Source organism: Gammaproteobacteria bacterium (assembly GCA_041395445.1).
In the GTDB taxonomy this organism is placed as follows: Bacteria; Pseudomonadota; Gammaproteobacteria; order Xanthomonadales; family Marinicellaceae; genus NORP309.
The window spans coordinates 59,445-77,685 of record JAWLAO010000002.1 but is presented as its reverse complement, the minus strand read 5'-3'; the positions used below and the strand labels follow the sequence as shown (position 1 = coordinate 77,685).

At 37.2% G+C, this 18,241-nt stretch carries 19 protein-coding genes; all 19 read right to left on the bottom strand.

Annotated elements, in window-relative coordinates:
- Nucleotides 1–65: 65 nt before the first annotated feature.
- On the bottom strand, nucleotides 66–1,007 hold the full coding sequence (locus R3F25_03665; GenBank protein ID MEZ5495913.1) for a permease-like cell division protein FtsX: 942 nt from the start codon (nucleotides 1,005–1,007) through the stop codon (nucleotides 66–68).
- Nucleotides 1,004–1,690: a cell division ATP-binding protein FtsE gene (gene ftsE / locus R3F25_03660; GenBank protein ID MEZ5495912.1), complete on the bottom strand. Its 687-nt coding sequence runs from the start codon at nucleotides 1,688–1,690 to the stop codon at nucleotides 1,004–1,006. Before ftsE ends, R3F25_03665 begins: the two co-directional genes overlap by 4 nt.
- Before the next feature lie 804 nt (nucleotides 1,691–2,494).
- Entirely contained in the window at nucleotides 2,495–2,782 is a 288-nt protein-coding gene (locus R3F25_03655) for a hypothetical protein (GenBank protein ID MEZ5495911.1), read from the bottom strand.
- Nucleotides 2,783–3,130: 348 nt separating this feature from the next.
- On the bottom strand, nucleotides 3,131–3,901 hold the full coding sequence (gene lpxA / locus R3F25_03650; GenBank protein MEZ5495910.1) for an acyl-ACP--UDP-N-acetylglucosamine O-acyltransferase: 771 nt from the start codon (nucleotides 3,899–3,901) through the stop codon (nucleotides 3,131–3,133).
- A 9-nt stretch (nucleotides 3,902–3,910) separates the two neighbouring features.
- Entirely contained in the window at nucleotides 3,911–4,372 is a 462-nt protein-coding gene (fabZ, locus tag R3F25_03645) for a 3-hydroxyacyl-ACP dehydratase FabZ (protein ID MEZ5495909.1), read from the bottom strand.
- Between the two features lie 18 nt (nucleotides 4,373–4,390).
- Complete coding sequence (gene lpxD / locus R3F25_03640) at nucleotides 4,391–5,404, bottom strand: UDP-3-O-(3-hydroxymyristoyl)glucosamine N-acyltransferase (GenBank protein ID MEZ5495908.1); 1,014 nt, start codon at nucleotides 5,402–5,404, stop codon at nucleotides 4,391–4,393.
- Nucleotides 5,394–5,930, bottom strand: a complete 537-nt coding sequence (locus R3F25_03635; GenBank protein ID MEZ5495907.1) for an OmpH family outer membrane protein — start codon at nucleotides 5,928–5,930, stop codon at nucleotides 5,394–5,396. The genes lpxD and R3F25_03635 overlap by 11 nt, the downstream gene beginning before the upstream one ends.
- 14 nt (nucleotides 5,931–5,944) lie before the next feature.
- Entirely contained in the window at nucleotides 5,945–8,410 is a 2,466-nt protein-coding gene (bamA, locus tag R3F25_03630; protein MEZ5495906.1) for an outer membrane protein assembly factor BamA, read from the bottom strand.
- A gap of 65 nt (nucleotides 8,411–8,475) precedes the next feature.
- On the bottom strand, nucleotides 8,476–9,849 hold the full coding sequence (gene rseP / locus R3F25_03625; GenBank protein ID MEZ5495905.1) for an RIP metalloprotease RseP: 1,374 nt from the start codon (nucleotides 9,847–9,849) through the stop codon (nucleotides 8,476–8,478).
- A gap of 5 nt (nucleotides 9,850–9,854) precedes the next feature.
- A complete protein-coding gene (gene dxr, locus R3F25_03620) occupies nucleotides 9,855–11,039 on the bottom strand; it encodes a 1-deoxy-D-xylulose-5-phosphate reductoisomerase (protein MEZ5495904.1) in 1,185 nt (394 codons plus the stop codon).
- 6 nt (nucleotides 11,040–11,045) lie between these two features.
- Nucleotides 11,046–11,843, bottom strand: a complete 798-nt coding sequence (locus R3F25_03615; protein MEZ5495903.1) for a phosphatidate cytidylyltransferase — start codon at nucleotides 11,841–11,843, stop codon at nucleotides 11,046–11,048.
- Nucleotides 11,836–12,579 (bottom strand): isoprenyl transferase, encoded by a 744-nt coding sequence (locus R3F25_03610; protein ID MEZ5495902.1) that lies wholly within the window; start codon nucleotides 12,577–12,579, stop codon nucleotides 11,836–11,838. The genes R3F25_03615 and R3F25_03610 overlap by 8 nt, the downstream gene beginning before the upstream one ends.
- A gap of 26 nt (nucleotides 12,580–12,605) precedes the next feature.
- A complete protein-coding gene (frr, locus tag R3F25_03605; protein MEZ5495901.1) occupies nucleotides 12,606–13,163 on the bottom strand; it encodes a ribosome recycling factor in 558 nt (185 codons plus the stop codon).
- A gap of 13 nt (nucleotides 13,164–13,176) precedes the next feature.
- Entirely contained in the window at nucleotides 13,177–13,899 is a 723-nt protein-coding gene (gene pyrH, locus R3F25_03600) for a UMP kinase (GenBank protein ID MEZ5495900.1), read from the bottom strand.
- Nucleotides 13,889–14,767, bottom strand: a complete 879-nt coding sequence (gene tsf, locus R3F25_03595; GenBank protein ID MEZ5495899.1) for a translation elongation factor Ts — start codon at nucleotides 14,765–14,767, stop codon at nucleotides 13,889–13,891. Before tsf ends, pyrH begins: the two co-directional genes overlap by 11 nt.
- Before the next feature lie 101 nt (nucleotides 14,768–14,868).
- A complete protein-coding gene (gene rpsB, locus R3F25_03590) occupies nucleotides 14,869–15,771 on the bottom strand; it encodes a 30S ribosomal protein S2 (GenBank protein MEZ5495898.1) in 903 nt (300 codons plus the stop codon).
- Nucleotides 15,772–16,027: 256 nt separating this feature from the next.
- Entirely contained in the window at nucleotides 16,028–17,443 is a 1,416-nt protein-coding gene (locus R3F25_03585; protein MEZ5495897.1) for a M12 family metallopeptidase, read from the bottom strand.
- Between the two features lie 3 nt (nucleotides 17,444–17,446).
- Nucleotides 17,447–17,752, bottom strand: coding sequence for a hypothetical protein (locus R3F25_03580; protein ID MEZ5495896.1), 306 nt, complete (start codon nucleotides 17,750–17,752; stop codon nucleotides 17,447–17,449).
- A gap of 110 nt (nucleotides 17,753–17,862) precedes the next feature.
- Nucleotides 17,863–18,171: a DUF3301 domain-containing protein gene (locus R3F25_03575; GenBank protein ID MEZ5495895.1), complete on the bottom strand. Its 309-nt coding sequence runs from the start codon at nucleotides 18,169–18,171 to the stop codon at nucleotides 17,863–17,865.
- Between the last annotated feature and the right edge of the window lie 70 nt (nucleotides 18,172–18,241).

Sequence of the window (18,241 nt, the reverse complement as noted above, 5' to 3'; positions counted from 1 at the left end):
CAGTCTCGTTTTTTTGCTAAATTATATGCTGAATTGCATTTATCATACAGTAAAAATTAGTTATATCAGTCTATAATTTCATTCAACCGCTGGCCGGTTAATGCCACTCTGGCTGCAAACCACGTCACCAAAATTGATACTCCAATAACGGCAAATACTTGTATCAAATTCAATCCTTTCAAACTTACATTGACGCCAAAATTATTCATTAATGAAGACATTAAATCATCCAGCCACCAGAAACTGACAAACAGAAAAACTACTGCTAGAATCCCCGCAAATATTCCCAGAAAAACACCCATGTATAAAAAACTTCTTCGCACCTGAGCATTACTGGCACCAATCAATTCCAACAATCGGATTTCCTGCTTATGCTCTGCAATCTCGTTACCAATAGTATTTCCAAGAATGACAATGATAATCACCAAAAACAGCAAGGCACTCACATGTGACATTCTCAATAATGTCGAAGTTAAACCTTGTAATTGATTCAACCATTGCTGATCATAACTCACATACTCAACCTGAGGTTGTTGTTCGAGCATCTTAACCAGGTTTTCAACGTCGGATTTTTCCTGAGATATTTTCGTCTTGACGCCGATTTGTTGCGGTAAATCATACGATTTGATTAATTTGGTGAACTTGGATAATTGTTTGTCACTTTCAAGTTGTAGTTTCACTTCATCAGTATTGATTAAATGAGCCGACTCAACCACCGGATTGGCTTTAATATCATCAATCAGTTGGTTGATTTGCGACTCATCCGTCTGACCCTTAACAAACACGGCAATCGAACCTTGAGTTTGCCATGATTGTTTCAATTCATCATAATTCAACCAAACCATCCATAAAAACAACGGAATGAAAAAACAAATTGCCAACGTGGCAATGGTTAAAATCGAGCGGATTGGTTTCTTCCACGGAAATGAGAAGCCCTCACGCACAGCACGCTTATGCCCGCGAAAATAGGCAAGTGTTGGTGACGGTGTGTGTTTGCTTCCTATCATGGTGTATAAATATTTTTCTGCGGACTGAAATCATCAATAAGTTCGCCTTTTTCCAGCACCAGAACCCTTTTTTGCAGTCTTTTAATCAAAAATAAATCATGCGAAGCAATAACAATAGTGATTCCTTGTTTGTTCAAATTCTCAAAAATTTGCATGAGTTCCAATGATAAATCCGGGTCGAGATTTCCGGTTGGCTCATCGGCCAAAATCAAATCCGGCTTTGATACAAACGCACGGGCAATACCCACTCTTTGTTGCTGACCACTTGATAATTCTAAAGGATAAAAATTGGCCTTCTCAGCAATTCCTACCTGAGACAAAGCTGCCCTAGCATTTTTAAAACTCACAGAATCCGAATAACCACGAATTTGTAGAGATAAAGCAATATTTTCCAGAACCGTTTTATTGTTCAGCAATCGGTGATCCTGAAAAATCATACCAATTTTCTTACGATAGGCAGGAATACGCGAAGCCGGCAATGACGAAATATCCATTGAATTCACCCGAATCTGCCCGTAACTGGCATATTGCATTAACATTAACAAACGCAAAATAGTTGTTTTCCCCGCCCCGGAATGTCCTGTCAGAAACAACATTTCCCCGGCTTCAACATCAAAACTGACGTCCTTCAACGCCTTGTTGTCTTTACCGTAACTCTTGGAAACCCGCTTGAAACTTATCATGTAAGATAGTATAAGTAATTGTTTTAAAAAGTATTAGCAACTTTGATAACGAATTTGTATTTATGAGTTTGAAATAGTTTTGTAGGAGCTTTATAAGCTTCCAGCAAAAAGTAAAAATACAAATTCTGTAGATAGATCTATATAGAACATACTAAATATTGATATATTGGGTTTAGTATATCAACTCCAACCTGCCTACCAATTATTATTGTTCAAGACTTCAACTACTGTGTTTATAAATTACCATGATTCTTTTATCATTTGTCCTTTAAGTAATTAATGAATGCTGAACATGAGACAAGCATAAATTTAGCATCTTCCATTTCAACTTAACATCATCTTTAAGTAATGCATGTCTAATTCCACCAGCATCATTTGTAAAACCATAAAGAGAGGAAAATGCATTTTAATGCATGAATCTTATCTGATTGTCAGATTTGATTTAACGCCTTCCCAGAGTTTGCTTTATCATCATTTATTATGATTTTGCAAAAAGACTCAACTGCTGAAATGGACTCACTTAACTGAGTTCCGAAAGTCTGGATTTTTACGATTTGAAAAAAAAATCAAAGAGATGTTTTTAAGTGAGTCTCAACTGGTTTCATAGGAGAAGTAGATGATAAAGCTTCTTCAATTGTCTGAATTTCTTCTTCTGTTGTTATTTGAACTATTTTATCATCCAGAATTCGATACCCTGCTAATTCTCTCTTTAACGTTTCATTGCATCTTTTGTAAATTCAGATTTAATGGTTTTATTATTAAGTAAAAGAAATGAACTCAATAAAATCGTATTTCTCAGACATTTCAAATTATATTAATTTTTTTGATATATTTAATTACTCCTGAAACATTAACTGAACTATCGTAGTTAGAAGGAATTTCATCTACTTTAAACTCAAAGAATTCTGTCCAAATAATTTTCGAAACTAATTCTTTGAATGATGTAGCTTCATCTGTACTATAAGAATCCAACTTATCTATAAAGTTATTTAGAAAATGATTCCAAAGTCGATTTTCTAATGTAGTATCAATAAACTCAATTTGTAAAGATTGTCTAACTGTATTTTTACCTATTCTTTGTGAGAATCTCATGTTGTACCCAATAAGCCCAAACCATATGTCAAAATATATCTAATTCTAGCACAAGATTTAAAAAAAACACCAAGTATGCCTGTCTCAGAAACATGACCCTAAATTCCAATTATCACAGAAAAAACAAAATATATCCCCTTAACTCTCACCGAGATATTTTTAAAAATTTGGAAATACGTTTGCAAGTGTCTGAACATTGCTTGCAATGTGAGTTTTTGCAAACGCCAAATTTGAAGAAATATTGAGGAAAGCCAACGGCTGAGAGTTTGGGGTGTCATTCTTTTGGATACTTTTCTTGGACAAGCAAGAAAAGTATCAATAGTTCTTTGTTACTTTGAATAAAGTAATCTACCTTGCAATACTCCTGGTACTGGCTTTGATGAAGTCCACCATAATCTGAACGGATTGTTGTTCATCGGCGAGTTTTTGCATTTCAACAAGTGCCTCTTCCAGCATTAAATCAGATTTATAAAGCAAGCGAAAGGCTTTTTTGATTGCAGTGATATCAGCTTGGGTAAATCCTCGGCGTTTGAGTCCTTCGATATTGATGGTTCTCGGTTTTGCCGGATTGCCATGTGCCATGATATATGGCGGTAAGTCTTTTTGAAAACCTGTATCCATTGCTGTAAATGCATGAGCTCCAATTCGGCAAAATTGATGCAATTTAGTGAATCCTCCAAGTATCACATAGTCATCCAGATGCACATGACCGGCAAGTGTTGTTCCATTAGCGATGATGATATTATCTTTTAACACGCAATCATGTGCGATATGCACATAAGCCATAATCCAGTTGTTGTTGCCAATCTTGGTCACTCCTTGATCATCAACGGTGCCACGATTGATAGTGACATATTCACGAATAGTATTGTTGTCACCGATAATGGTTCGGGTTTCTTCGCCTTTATATTTTTTATCTTGCGGCTCTTCACCAATCGATGCAAACTGGAAGATTCGGTTGTTTTTACCGATTTCAGTATGTTTTCCAATGGTGACATGAGATTTAATTTCAGTCCCTGAACCGATGGTCACATTACCTTCGATAATGCAATAAGCGCCAACTTTGACATCATCTGCCAGTTGAGCGGTCGAATCAATAATCGCTGTTTTATGTATCATAATAATTTATTAACTTTTACTGGCGCAGAGTAATTCAGCCTGAGCCACGGTTTTGCCGTCAACAGTTGCATGACAGGCGTACTGAACCATATTTCGCATTGTCCGTTTAATGGTTGCATGCAGGTGAAGTTGGTCTCCTGGAACAACGGTCTTGGTAAATTTCGCTTTATCCACTTTCACCAAATAATAAATTTTATCATTGCTTTCCCCTTCTTCCATTGATAGTCCCGACAAAACACCGGATGCCTGAGCCATTGCTTCAATTATCAGCACGCCGGGCATCACCGGATGATTAGGAAAATGTCCTGTGAAATGAGGTTCATTGAAGGTTACATTTTTAATGGCTGTAATTGATTCTCCTTTTTTATAGCTAATCACCTTGTCCACTAACAAAAAAGGATAGCGGTGTGGCAGTAAACGAAGAATTCTTTCCACATCAACCACTTCATTCATATTATTTTCTTCAGTCATTTATGTCCCCTAAATACTTTATTTAATCTTTTTTTCCAGATTTCCAAGTCGTCTGGCAATGCTATCTAATTGTTTGAAACGAACGGCACTTTTACGCCATTCTGTTGTTTCTTGAATTGGAGCAACTGAGCTGTAACTGCCTGGTCGTTTGATTGAGTGTGTTACTAATGCCATGGATTGTAAAATGACATTATCACAAACTTCGAGGTGTCCTAATATTCCAACGCCACCACCAACCATACAATTTTTGCCGATTTTTGCAGAACCAGCAACTGCTGAGCAACCAGCCATTACTGTATGAGCTCCGATATGGACGTTGTGGGCTATTTGTATTTGATTATCCAATCGCACATCATCTTCTAAAATAGTGTCTTCGATGGTTCCTCGATCAATCGTTGTATTGGCACCAACTTCGCAATCGTTGCCAATTCTAACTGATCCAAGCTGTGGAACTTTTATCCAACCCTCAACATCTCGTGCCAAACCAAATCCTTCGGCTCCAATAATTGCTCCGGGATGTAATATTACTCTGTCTCCAATACTGCAATCACAAGAAACCACTACATTGGGTTTAAAAACACAGTCTTTACCTATTTTACAGTTATTACCGATAGTTACCCGGGCTTCAAGATTGGTTCCTTCTCCAATTTCTGTATTTTCGCCAATAATTGAATAAGGACCAACATTTACATCTTTACCAATTTTAGCAGTTTTAGCTATGACTGCTGTTGGGTGAATTTCTGAATGTTTATTCGTATTTGTTTGCAGTAATGTTGCAACTTTTGCATAAGTCACATAAGGATTCTCTGAAATCAGTTGGTTTCCTGTAAATTTATCCGAACTTTGCGGATTTAATATGACAATTCCTGCATTGGTCTGATTCAATTGAGATGAATATTTTGAGTTGGAAAGAAAACTGATTTGATGATTTTGAGCTTTTTCGAGTGTTCCGACAGAGGAAATTACTTTGTCAGCATTTCCTTTAAATTCAAGTTTAAATTGTTTGGCAAGTGTACCGAGACTAATTTCCATTCGTGTTGCTTTTCTCTTTTAAAACCTGCAATATTTCCTGAGTGATGTCCATATTGTCATTGACATACAAAATTGCATTGATAAGGATAGCATCATAACCGTTTTCAACGGCATATTGTTTAACCACTTGATTAAGTTCTTCCTCAACTTTAGCTAAAACAATATTGTTCCGAATGTTGATAGCATCTTTTAGGTCTTCCTTAGCACGACTGATTTGTCTTTCAAGAATTCTGGCTCGTTCTTGTAATTTGCTTAATTCCGTAAAAGACATAATTGCACCATCTTTGGTAATCCTGTTTTCAAGAATTTCCAAATCAGACTCCTGTTGCTCTATTTTACTGTACTCCAGTTCAAACTCAGATGTGATTGAGACTCGAGCCTGATTAATTTGTGGTGAACTGTTAATCAGTGTTTCCATATCCACAAAGCCAATTTTGCCTTGTGCTAAAACTGAAGAACCAAACCCAAGCAAAATTATTAGTTGTAATACTTTCATCAGACTAAGTTTGGATGCTTCTTGTTTCATACCATAATGTTAAATCAGAATGTGTTACCAAATGAGAACTGAACAGTCTCAGTATCATCATATTTATCATCATTAAACGGATAAGCAAAGTTGATGATGATCGGTCCGATAGGAGCCTGCCACTTCAACGCCAAACCGGTCGAATGTCTGAACTCACGAGCTTCAAAATCATCAAATTTACTGAATACATTTCCAAAATCCCAAAACCATGCCAAGCGAGCTGTATTCCCTGCTTTTGCAAATGGAGTTGGGAAAACCAACTCAACGGAACCAACTGTTTTCAAACTTCCTCCAACAGGATCACCCGGTTTTGAAGTTAATGGTAAATCAGGATACTCGTCTATCAAAACGGATGATTTCGGACCTAGAGTATTATCACGATAACCTCTGACGGAGCTCACTCCACCAGCAAAAAAGTTTTCAAAGAACGGTAGTTTATCGGATTCTCCGTAACCATCACCGTAACCGATTTCTCCTGTCAATGATAGAGTCAGGTTATCTGTGAGCGGAAATAGTTTATTTGTTTTCGCTTCAAATTTGTAAAACTCGGCCGTACTTCCCGGGGTTGAAAACTCTGCTCCCAATCGATAATATGAACCTCTTGTAGGGTTAAAATATCGATTCCGGCTATCGCGTGACCAACGAGCTTCTGCTTTCAAAAATGTGAACGACTTTCTCACTTCAAAAGGTATTAACTCACCATCACGGACTCCTATCGGATCAGTTGGAGGCAGTTGATCTTGTGGTTCAGGTAAACAGTCTGAACCATTCCACTCCACACCTGTTGGTAATAATGGTTGTGTTGAATAGGTATATCCGCCAAGAGCACATAAATCTGAAAATATCAATGATGCCGTCGAACCTAAAAATGCTTTCACTGATTTTCTTTCATAAGCCAACCGGGTAAATATTCTATCGTACTCTGAAATCGGGAAACTCATTTGCATTCCTACACCACCGTTACTGGAGCTGTATCGAGCAATATTAGCTTCTCCAAAGTTTGAAGTTGAGTAATTCACACTAAATCCTCTGGAGATACCATCATCCGTGTAATAAGGGTTTTCATAGAAAACATTCAACTGTTTGAAGTAACTACTATTATTCACAGCAAATGATAAGGTGTTGCCGGTTCCCAAAAGATTCTGTAACGATACAGATACAGCCGTATTGATACCTGTCACCTGAGAGTAACCGACTGAAAACGTAAACTGTCCGGAGTTTCTTTCCTTGATTGTGACTTCGACATCAACCTGATCGTCTGTTCCCGGAACTTTTGGAGTTTCGATTTCAACTTCTTCGACAAATGGCTGTTGTTGTAAACGTATTTTTGAACGCTCTACTAATGATTTAGAATACCAACCACCTTCAAACTGACGCATTTCACGTCTTAAAACCTCATCCTTAGTTTTTATATTACCGTTAAAATTAATCTTTCTGACGTAAACTCTTTTCCCGGGACTGACATAATAAGTCATGTCAACCACAAGTTTTTCTTCATCAATTTCCGGAACAGGAGTGATTTCGGCAAACGCATATCCCACATTTCCTAGAACCAACTTCATTCTTTCAGAGGTTGCTTCAGTTAAATTTCGAGCAAAAATTTCACCTTTTTCAGAGACAATTAATCTTTCGAATATTTCTTTATCAAGCACCATATCACCGGTCACCTTCATCTCACCGAAAGTGTATTGTTTACCTTCGCTGATATTGATAGTGATATATATCGCTTTTTTATCTTGGCTAATTGTGACTTGTACGGACTCGACATTAAAGTCGATATAACCTCTATCCATGTAATAGGATTTCAGTTTTTCCAAATCACCATTGAGTTTTTCTTTTGAGTACTGGTCATCTGATGAGTACCAAGATAATAAATTGGTTGTATCTGACTCAAATGTATCTATTAATTCTTCATCTGTAAAGACCGTGTTACCCACAACCTTTATGTGTTTAATTTTTGCAGCTTTGCCTTCATCAATGTCGATATTCACTCTTACGCGATTACGATCAAGTTCTTTTACCTTTGCATCAACGACTACATTGTATTTACCGCGTGAATAATACTGTCTGACTAATTCATTTTGCACACGATCCAATTGCAACTTATCAAACACCTCACCTTCAACAAGTCCAATATCACGCAAGCCTTTTAAAAGTTCTTCCGTTTTAATTGCTTTATTACCATCAATATCAATCGATGCGATTGCTGGCCTTTCGGTGAGACTGACAACCAAAACTGAACCATCTCTTGAAATTTTCACATCACTGAAATATCCGGTTCTGAATAGGGATTTAATTGAACGTGTAACGCTGCTTTGTGTGACAGTATCACCTTTTTCAATTGGCAGGTATGTAAATATTGTTCCATGTGAAATTCTGTCAGCACCAACCAGTCGAATATCCTCAACTTCAAACGATTCAAATGCAAATCCGACAGAACTTAAACTCAGTAGTGTTATCAACAATAATGATTTAATCATAATTTCTTTTCTTTATTAATTTTTTATTTGAAGATTACTCTTCACTAATATTTCGACAGACTATTTTATGTTACCAGTCTTAAAATGTCGTTATAAAATGCAATTGACATGAAACAAAGTAGAAAAATTATTCCTATTGTTTGTCCTTTCAATTGAAATTCTTCAGATAAAGGAGCTCCTTTTATCTTTTCAAATAATAAAAATACCAACTGCCCACCATCAAGTATTGGGATAGGCAGCAAGTTAATAATTCCCAAACTCAAACTCACCAAACCCAGAAAACCCAAAAACCATGCCACTCCTCTGGATGCGGAATCATTGGCTACCTGAGCTATGGTAATTGGACCGGACAAGTTCTTTAATGATGCCTTTCCGGTGACAATTTTGCCCATCATTTCTACTGAAACTGTAATCATTCGCCAAGTTTCATTAAAAGCTGCCGGTACAGCATCAAGCAAGCCATAAGAGTTACTGAATACCAATGAACGATAAAACTCTCTGGACTCCTCATCCGTTTGTTCTGATGAAATACCAATAATCCTGCGATTCTTATCAATTTCATCAAAAACACTTTGCGAGATAGTAACATTAAAAGTATTACCATTTCGTAAAATCAACAGATTTAATTCACCCTTAATATACTTATTGATTTTCTCTACTACTGCATACCAATCCGGTGTCTCTTCGCCGTTAATTTCCAGTATAACGTCCCCTGCTTTAATTCCGGCAATCTCAGCAGGTTTGCTCTCAGCAACACCGTCCACGCGATTGGAGATTGGGACTCTCCATGGATTAATCCCAATATAATCAAACAGTTCTGTCTCTTCAATATCATCGGGCAACTTTGAAAGCGGGAGTTGCAAATCATAAACATAACCATCGTCACGTTTAACTTTCATACTGATGTCTTGTCTATCCAATCCATTGGTTATTAACTCTAAGCTCACATCCTGCCAAGTTTTTACTTCGTAACCATTGAGTTCAACGATTTGATCTTTTTCCAAAACACCAGCTTGTAGCATTATTTTTTGTGGCTCGCCGATGGTAGGATGAATTTCATTTTTACCGTAAACAAACATCATCCAAAACATCAATACTGCCAAGATAAAATTAAAACCCGGTCCGGCAAACATGATCAATGATTTCTGCCAAATCGGTTTGCTGTTATAAGTCAAATTCTTATCGGCTTCAGTTACAATAACATCCGGATCTCGGGTATCCAGTAATTTGACATAGCCACCTAGTGGAATCGGAGCGATACCGAATTCGGTTCCGTGTTTATCTTTTCGCGACCAGAAAAACTTGCCGTAGCCAATACTAAATTTAAGGATTTTGACTCCAAATTTTTTAGCAACCCAATAATGTCCATACTCATGGAAAGTGACTAATATTCCAAGAGTGACAATCATCCACCAAACTGAACTGATAAACTCTAACATGATTCTTAATTGACAATTAATTGTGAGGTCAGACTTCTGACTTCAATATCCAATTCTAATAACTGCTCCAGACTTGAGACAGGCTCAATACTAACATGTTCCAGAACTTTTTGGTTAATTTCTGCAATTGAAGTGAATGGTATTTTATGATTTAAAAAAGCATCGACAACCACTTCGTTTGCAATATTCAATACCGCCATTGCTGTTCCACCGGATTCAATGGAATCTCTGGCTAATCTCAAACATGGAAATTTGTGATAATCCGGCTCAATAAAATTCAGTTTTCCATGCTCAAGTAAATTTATGGTCTTGGCTCCTGATGTCAATCTGTCGCCCAAACCCAAGCCGTAAGAAATCGGAATTCGCATATCCGGTTCTCCGAGTTGAGCCAACAAGGAGCCATCTTTAAAACAGACCAGCGAATGAATAATACTCTGTGGATGAACATGCACATCAATTCTGTTGATTGGCATATTAAACAACCAATAAGCCTCTATCACTTCCAGACCTTTATTCATGAGCGTTGCAGAATCAACGGAAATTTTCCTGCCCATATCCCAATTCGGATGCGCACATGCCTGCTCCGGGGTGATATGAGAAAATTCCTCAATTGGTTTGTTCCAAAACGGTCCACCGGAAGCCGTCAGAATGATTTTATCGACACTTTTGGGTGTTTCTCCAATCGAATAATTATCAGGTAAACATTGATAAATGGCATTATGTTCGCTATCCAAAGGGATTATGTTCGATTGGGATTTTTTTGCTGCCGACATGACCAGATCACCGGCAACTACTAAAGCTTCTTTATTAGCTAACAACAAATCTTTACCTGCTTTTACAGTCGCCAATACCGGTTTCATTCCCGCACTTCCAACTATAGCTGCCACGACCATATCCACTTCGGGTAAAGTGCAAATCGTTTCAAGTTCACTTTCACCAGCCAAAACTTTGGTTTTAATATTTAAATTTGAAATATTTTCAGCTAATTGAAGGTATAACGATTCATCCGAAATCACTACATATCGAGGATTAAATTTTTCACAAAGCTTAGTTAATTTATCGACATTTTTGTGACCACTAATCGCAACCAGATTAAATTTCTCAGGATGCCTGGCAATAATATCCAAAGTGCTGTCACCAATCGAACCGGTTGCTCCTAAAACAACCAGATTTTTTGGGGAATTGGACATTGCGGTTTACAACTTCAGAAAATGTATAAATGCAAAATAAAAAGGCGAAGCAGCAATTAGTGAATCAAATCGATCCAGAAATCCACCATGCCCGGGTAATAAATGACCACTGTCTTTTACCTGTGCCTGTCTTTTCAATAAACTGGCAAATAAATCTCCAATCACAGATACAACAGCAATGATGGGAAAAGCGACAACAAAATACAACCAATCCTGATTGAGCCATCCGGCAACAAAATAACCAAATACAGCGGTAAATACCAAAGCACCGATGAGACCTTCAATCGTTTTTCCCGGGCTGATTTGTTTGGCAAGTTTATGTTTTCCAAAACTTTTTCCCGAAACATAAGCCCCAATATCAGCAATCCAAATCAATAAAAATAAAAACAATGTTATCAAATGACCATTCGGGCTCATTTTATGCAAGGTTAACATTGACGCTGCAAATAGTAGCAAAACACCAACTCCTAACGCATATTTTACAGTGTATTTGTCTTTTCCTCCTTGTGGATTGAAAAGCCAAAACAAACATATCATCCATAAAATGATTGCTGAAATGAAAATCCTTTCTGCTTCAATCACAATAAATGTTGAATACTCGAATAGGAAAATGCAAGTTGTAATCACTGTCGCTACAATCAAGGAATTCACTTTGGCATTTCGAACAATCTGGCACCATTCATAGCAAATCATGAACGAGATTAATGCAATTAATGTGGTAAACGCCAGTGTGTTCCCATACCAAATAATCGCCAGCACTGCCGGCCCAAGTAAAATTGCAGTTAAAATTCGTTGTTTAAGCATTTTTTTGTTCTTTTATTTGTTTTGAAGTTTTACCAAAACGACGCTCTCTTTGTTGAAAATCGAGAATCGCATCATTCAAACAATTTCCATCAAAATCCGGCCATAAAACTTCTGTAAAATATAACTCGGAATAAGCGAGTTGCCACAATAGAAAATTTGAAATTCTTTGCTCACCACCGGTTCTTATGAGCAAATCCGGATTTGGTATATCCGTGGTACAAAGAAATTGTTCAAATACTTTTTCGTCAATCTGATTTGCGTCAAATTGATTGTTTAGAACTTGCGTACAAATTTGTTTGGCAGCATTAACTATATCCCAGCGCCCACCATAGTTAATTGCAATAGTGAGAGTCATTTTATTATTACTTGATGTTAAGTCAGAAACATGTTCCATGCGTTTTCTTAAGCCTTCTGAAAACCTCTCAAGATCTCCAACGAATCTCAGTTTAACGCCATTTTCATGCAATTCGGGAACTTCTTTTTTCAGTGCACGGGTGAATAATTCCATCAAACGGGAAACTTCCTTTTGCGGGCGAGACCAGTTCTCACTGCTAAAAGCAAAAAGAGTTAAGTATTTGATTCCAAGTTTTGATGCTTGTTTGATGGTTTTGCGTACAGATTCAACCCCTGCTTTGTGGCCTGTTGTTCGATACTTATTTCTTTGAGTTGCCCAGCGACCGTTGCCATCCATAATAATGGCAACATGTTGCGGGATTTTTGATGTTTCAGAATTCAAGGCTCAGGCTCAAAAAAGTACTTGAACTAGACTTCCATCAATTCTTTTTCTTTTTCCTGAACCACTGAGTCCACTTTAGCAACAAATTGATTAGTCAATTCTTGCACTTGTTGCTCAGAACCATGAAGTTCATCTTCTGTGATTTCTTTTTCGTTTTGTAAGGTTTTTAAATGCTGGTTCGCATCTCTGCGGATGTTACGGATAGCAATTTTGCAATTCTCGCCATGCCCGTGAACCACTTTTACCATTTCCTTTCTGCGTTCTTCAGTTAATGGTGGTAATGGAAGCCTGATAACCATGCCGGCACTAACAGGATTCAAACCCAAAGATGAGGTCATTATGGCTTTCTCAATCGGAGCAACCATGTCTTTTTCCCAAGGTGTGATTGTTAAAGTTCTGGAATCCGCAACCGCAACATTGGCGACCTGATTGATTGGTGTCGCATTGCCATAGTAACTGACTGTCAATCCATCAATCAATGCTGTATTCGCACGACCGGTTCTGACCCCTGCCAAATCACCTTTCAGAGATTCAACACTTTTGCCCATTCTTGTTTTTGCATCTTCTAGAATTTCGTTAATCATCACATCACCTTTATTAATTTTGAACAATCGTTCCGATATTTTCGCCTTTTACAATTTTCATCAGTGCGCCGGATTGACCCATATTAAAAATACGAATTGGCATTCCTTGATCTCTACATAAAACAACAGCCGCAGTATCCATAACTGCAAGTTTATTTTCAATCACTTCATCGTAAGTCAGCGTATCATATTTAATGGCATTATTATCTTTTACCGGATCGGCAGAATACACACCATCAACCTTGGTAGCTTTTAATACCACTTCAGCGTTGACTTCAATTGCTCGCAAACTGGCGGCAGAATCAGTTGTAAAAAATGGGTTTCCGATTCCTGCAGCAAATACCGTAATATTCCCTTTTTCCAGATGTCTGATGGCTCGACGACGAATATAATCCTCGCAAACCTCGTGAATTTGAATCGCTGACATCACTCGAACTTTCGTTCCTTGTTTCTCAATTGCATTTTGCAATGCCAATGAATTCATGACTGTTGCCAGCATTCCCATGTGATCGCCCGTTACACGATCAATACCTGATTTGGCAAGACCGGCTCCGCGAAAAATATTCCCGCCACCGATAACGATACCAACTTGAACACCGAGTTGGTGTATTTGATGAATTTCCTCTGCAATCCTGTTGATTACTTTAGGATCAATACCGTAATCCTCCTCGCCCATGAGTGCTTCACCACTGAGTTTGAGGAGGATACGTTTATATTTTAATGAATTACTCTCCACGAGCCTGTGCCATTACCTCTTCTGCAAAGTTATCTTCTTTTTTCTCGATTCCTTCGCCAACTTCCATACGGGTAAATGATAACACATCTGCTCCTGAGCTTTTCAATAATTTTTCTACTGTCACATCCGGATCTTTTACAAAAGCTTGTCCGTACAATGTGATTCCTGCCAAAAACTTACGCAATCTGCCACCAATCATTTTTTCAACGATTTCAGCAGGCTTGCCGCTTTCTTCAACTTGTGCCATTAAAATTTCTTTTTCTTTTGCAACAACTTCAGCAGGGACATCAGATTCTTTAACAAAATCAGGATTAACTGCCGCGATGTGCATAGCAATGTCTTTTGCTAATTCAGCATCATCTTTACTTAAATTAACAACAACACCAATTTTTACTCCATGCAAATAGTGAGCAAAGATACCTTCGCTTGCTTGCATTTGAGTAATGCGTCTAACCTGAATATTTTCACCAATTTTTGCAACAAGTGCTTCTCTGACAGTCTCTAAATCACCGCCTTCGACAGATTGAGTCATTAATTCAGCAACATCTTCCGTGCCTGATTGCACTGCGGCATTGACTACTTTATCAGCGAATAACAGGAAATTAGCATCTTTAGCAACAAAGTCTGTTTCACTATTGATTTCAACCATTGTTACTTTTTTACCATCATCTGAAATAGCAATTTTGATGACACCTTCAGCCGCAACACGGCTTGATTTTTTAGCTGCCTTTGCTGCTCCAGATTTGCGCATTTCTTCGATTGCTACTTCAATATCTCCGTTTGAAGCTACCAATGCATTTTTACATTCCATCATACCGGCACCGGTACGCTCTCTTAGTTCTTTAACCATTGAAGCTGTTATGCTCATGTTTAAATCCTCTTGTTATATTATAATTTTCTAGTATCTCAGTTAATAAATAACCCTAGGGTTTGTGACCGAAGGGTTATCACTTTTCTGTTCGAAGAAGATTAGTCTTCTTTTTTAGCGACTGTTTTCTTAGTTGTTTTCTTTGCGACTTTTTTCTTGGTCGTTTTCTTAGCTACTTTTTTAGCTTCAGTTTTTTCTTCAGCCTGTGCATCAGCTTGTTCTACCGCATCGTCCTCAGTTTTTACTTCTTTTTCTTCCTTAGATTTCGAAACTACTTTTTTTGCTTTTGGCTTTACTTCTTCAACTTCAGCAGGACTTGGCATAGAAGCACGTCCTTCAAGAATCGCATCTGCTACAGTTGCAGCATACAGATTAACTGCTTTCATTGCATCATCATTTCCTGGAATGATGTAATCAACGCCGTCATAAGAGTTGTTTGTATCAACAACCGCAATAACAGGAATACCTAAAGTGTTTGCCTCTTTAATTGCAATTGACTCGTGTTGAGTATCAACGATGAACATTGCATCAGGAACACCAGCCATATCTTTGATACCACCCAAACTTTTTTCCAGTTTAGTCAGTTCTTTTTTGTATTCCAACTGTTCTTTTTTAATCAATTTTGCCATACGACCATCTTCTTTCATGGCTTCGATTTCACGAATTCGACCAATTGATTGTTTAACAGTTTTGTAGTTTGTCATCATGCCGCCCAACCAACGATGAGAAACATACGGCATACCACATCTTTGTGCTTCTCTTTGCATTGCTTTGCTGGCTGCACGTTTTGTACCAACAAATAAAATTTTACCGCGGCGAGATGCCAATGAACTCATATAGTTCAAAGCATCTTTCATTAGACTTTGAGTTTGAGCCAAATCGATGATATGAATTTTGTTTTTAACTCCAAAAATATATTTACCCATTTTTGGATTCCAGTATCTGGTATTGTGTCCGAAATGAACACCAGCTTCCAGCAGCTGCTTGACGCTTACATCAGCCATATTAATTTTCCTGTTTTAGGGTTTTAACAATATACCATTCTTGAACAACAACCAATTAAGCTCAAAGCCAATCAGCACCCGGTTAATTCATAAGGAATGATACAGATTTTCTTTCAGTAAATTTGAAAGTCGCGGGATTATACTTGATTTGCCTGATAACAACAAGGCAAAGTTTGAATTTCGGCTTTGATATTATTATTAATACTGAGTTTTGATATCCAGTTGACACAAGTGTCAGAAATAGAACAAATACACTTCAATTACACTCTGAGAGATTTCTCATAACATGAATTGCCTGATATGGGGATTGATAACAACTGGAATTGACCATGCTGTCAACATTTCCACGATAGGTAATGCGATATTCAAATCCTTCAGGACAAGTGAATCTCTTAGATTCAGAATTCACAATTTCACAACTTTTTGTCTTCATCTTTTGTTTGAGTTGTTCTTGTTGCAACTTTTTATAGATTCTGAAATCACGGGCATTCATATTGCAGACTTGGTTATTTTGCATTTCTTTGTAAATGGCATCAGATGAAATCAAACACATAGTTTTTTCACCTATCATATCGTTTTCTTTGGTGACATAGGAATAACCTTCTGTGCAGCTATAACCTTGATTATTGGTAACTCCTGTTTCTAAACGTTTACAATTTCCGAACTCCTTGGAATTTTCATTCCAATTTCGTCGCTGACTTGCAAGTTGAGAGATCGTTAACCCACAATTGCCATAGTGATTCATCTTGTCTCTGAGTGTTTCAAAGTCGCTGTAGCATATACCCATATTTTCATCAGGAAAACTATAACCATCACTGCCGATTATCATGTAACCGTTATTGCAATATTTTCCGTCAATGCTTTGTTTTCCTGTCTCCAAAACTTTACAAGAAGCTGTCTTCAATTGCAGAATTTTTTGTTCATAATTCTGTTTAGATTCTTTGATGAATTTCTTTTGATCTTGCAAATCCTGTTTATGCATTCTCAAAATATCCTTATCAGAAAGTTCAGGGTTATAAAGCATGGCGATATATCTTTTATCTGTCAAAGATAAAACACTCAGTTGGTCTTCATCACCAATACGATCCAATGCCCCTGAGTCCGATGTGATATCTGAGATACGATAATGCATGACAGATTGACTATCATAAGATGATTTTACAAACACCTCCTCTCGCTTAATTTCACCAAAATTATTTTCACACCAGGAATCGGATTTATTTTGCTTGAGTTTGCAATCACGAATCAGCTCCTTGTTATTTAATTCATGGGGTCGGTCGAATCGTTGGTGCTCATGGCTGAGCCCCAGCATGTGTCCGAATTCGTGTAAAATGATTCGTTGGTTTTCAATTTCGTTTTCTGCCAGATTAGCTAATTGAATTAAGCCGTTGACTGCTCCGATATTTGAGTGGTTGCCCGCTCCCTTGAAAGTAATTCTGAAGTAATTGCTAAAACTAAAATTTGGTGGTTTATTATTCGAAAAGATAAATTCTATTCCGGTATATTTTTGCCAGAGTTTTGTATGCTTTCTAACCAGTTGTTTTTGATGATGAGTACCATCTATAAAGTAAAATTTTATACTTTTCTGATCCCAAATTCGGGTTTTTTCATAAACTACAAAAGCGTAACCAGAGTTATAAACCAGACAAAATAAAAGCAAAAGTTTTTTCACTAACTACGCCAACACCCGGTAAACCATAAAAAAACCAATTGGAAATAAAATCAAATAGATGTTAATTGCCATTTGATAAGATTTTCTGGTTTGTGGATTTTCCTGTTGTTTTTTAAAACTATACAACCAGACAAGCTCTAGCAACTGGACAAAAACACACATCAAAATAAAAACAATCGCCAAAATTCCGGTAATTCTTGACCATGACGCATCCGGAAAACTAAATGCCATGAGTCCTGCCAAATTGACCAAAATAATAAATACGATGAGTGAAATCCTTAACGGAGTGAAAGCTGATTGAAATTTCATAAAACTAAATTGTTAAAAAAAAAAGAGAGTTTAACAGTTTCATTACTGTCATGCTACAGCGAAGCTGCTAAATTTAATTGACAATGTTGAATTGGAAAAATTCCAATGATTTATTCAATATGATCGGGATGAAAAAACTGAACTGACAGAATCTGATAACCAAACATTTCAATCTTCCCCTGATATCTTTGAAAATCAAAGTGATTAAATTCAAATTCATAACTCCTCATGAAACCAATACGACCATTTAACGTTTTTACTTTCAGAGATTTCAAAGCGATTGAATCATCCAAAAACACAAAACGACGATTGACGCATTCACGTTTTCCGGTAGATCTGGCGATATCCCTTGCTTTGGAGTTTGTACCAAAAAACAAGATAAAAACTCCAAAAAGCAGGAGTAAAGTTAATTCTGTCATATCAAAAAGATTTGATTTTTTGCTGAAAAGTCATAATATGGTAGGTCTGCCCAAAAATAAAGGGATTCGT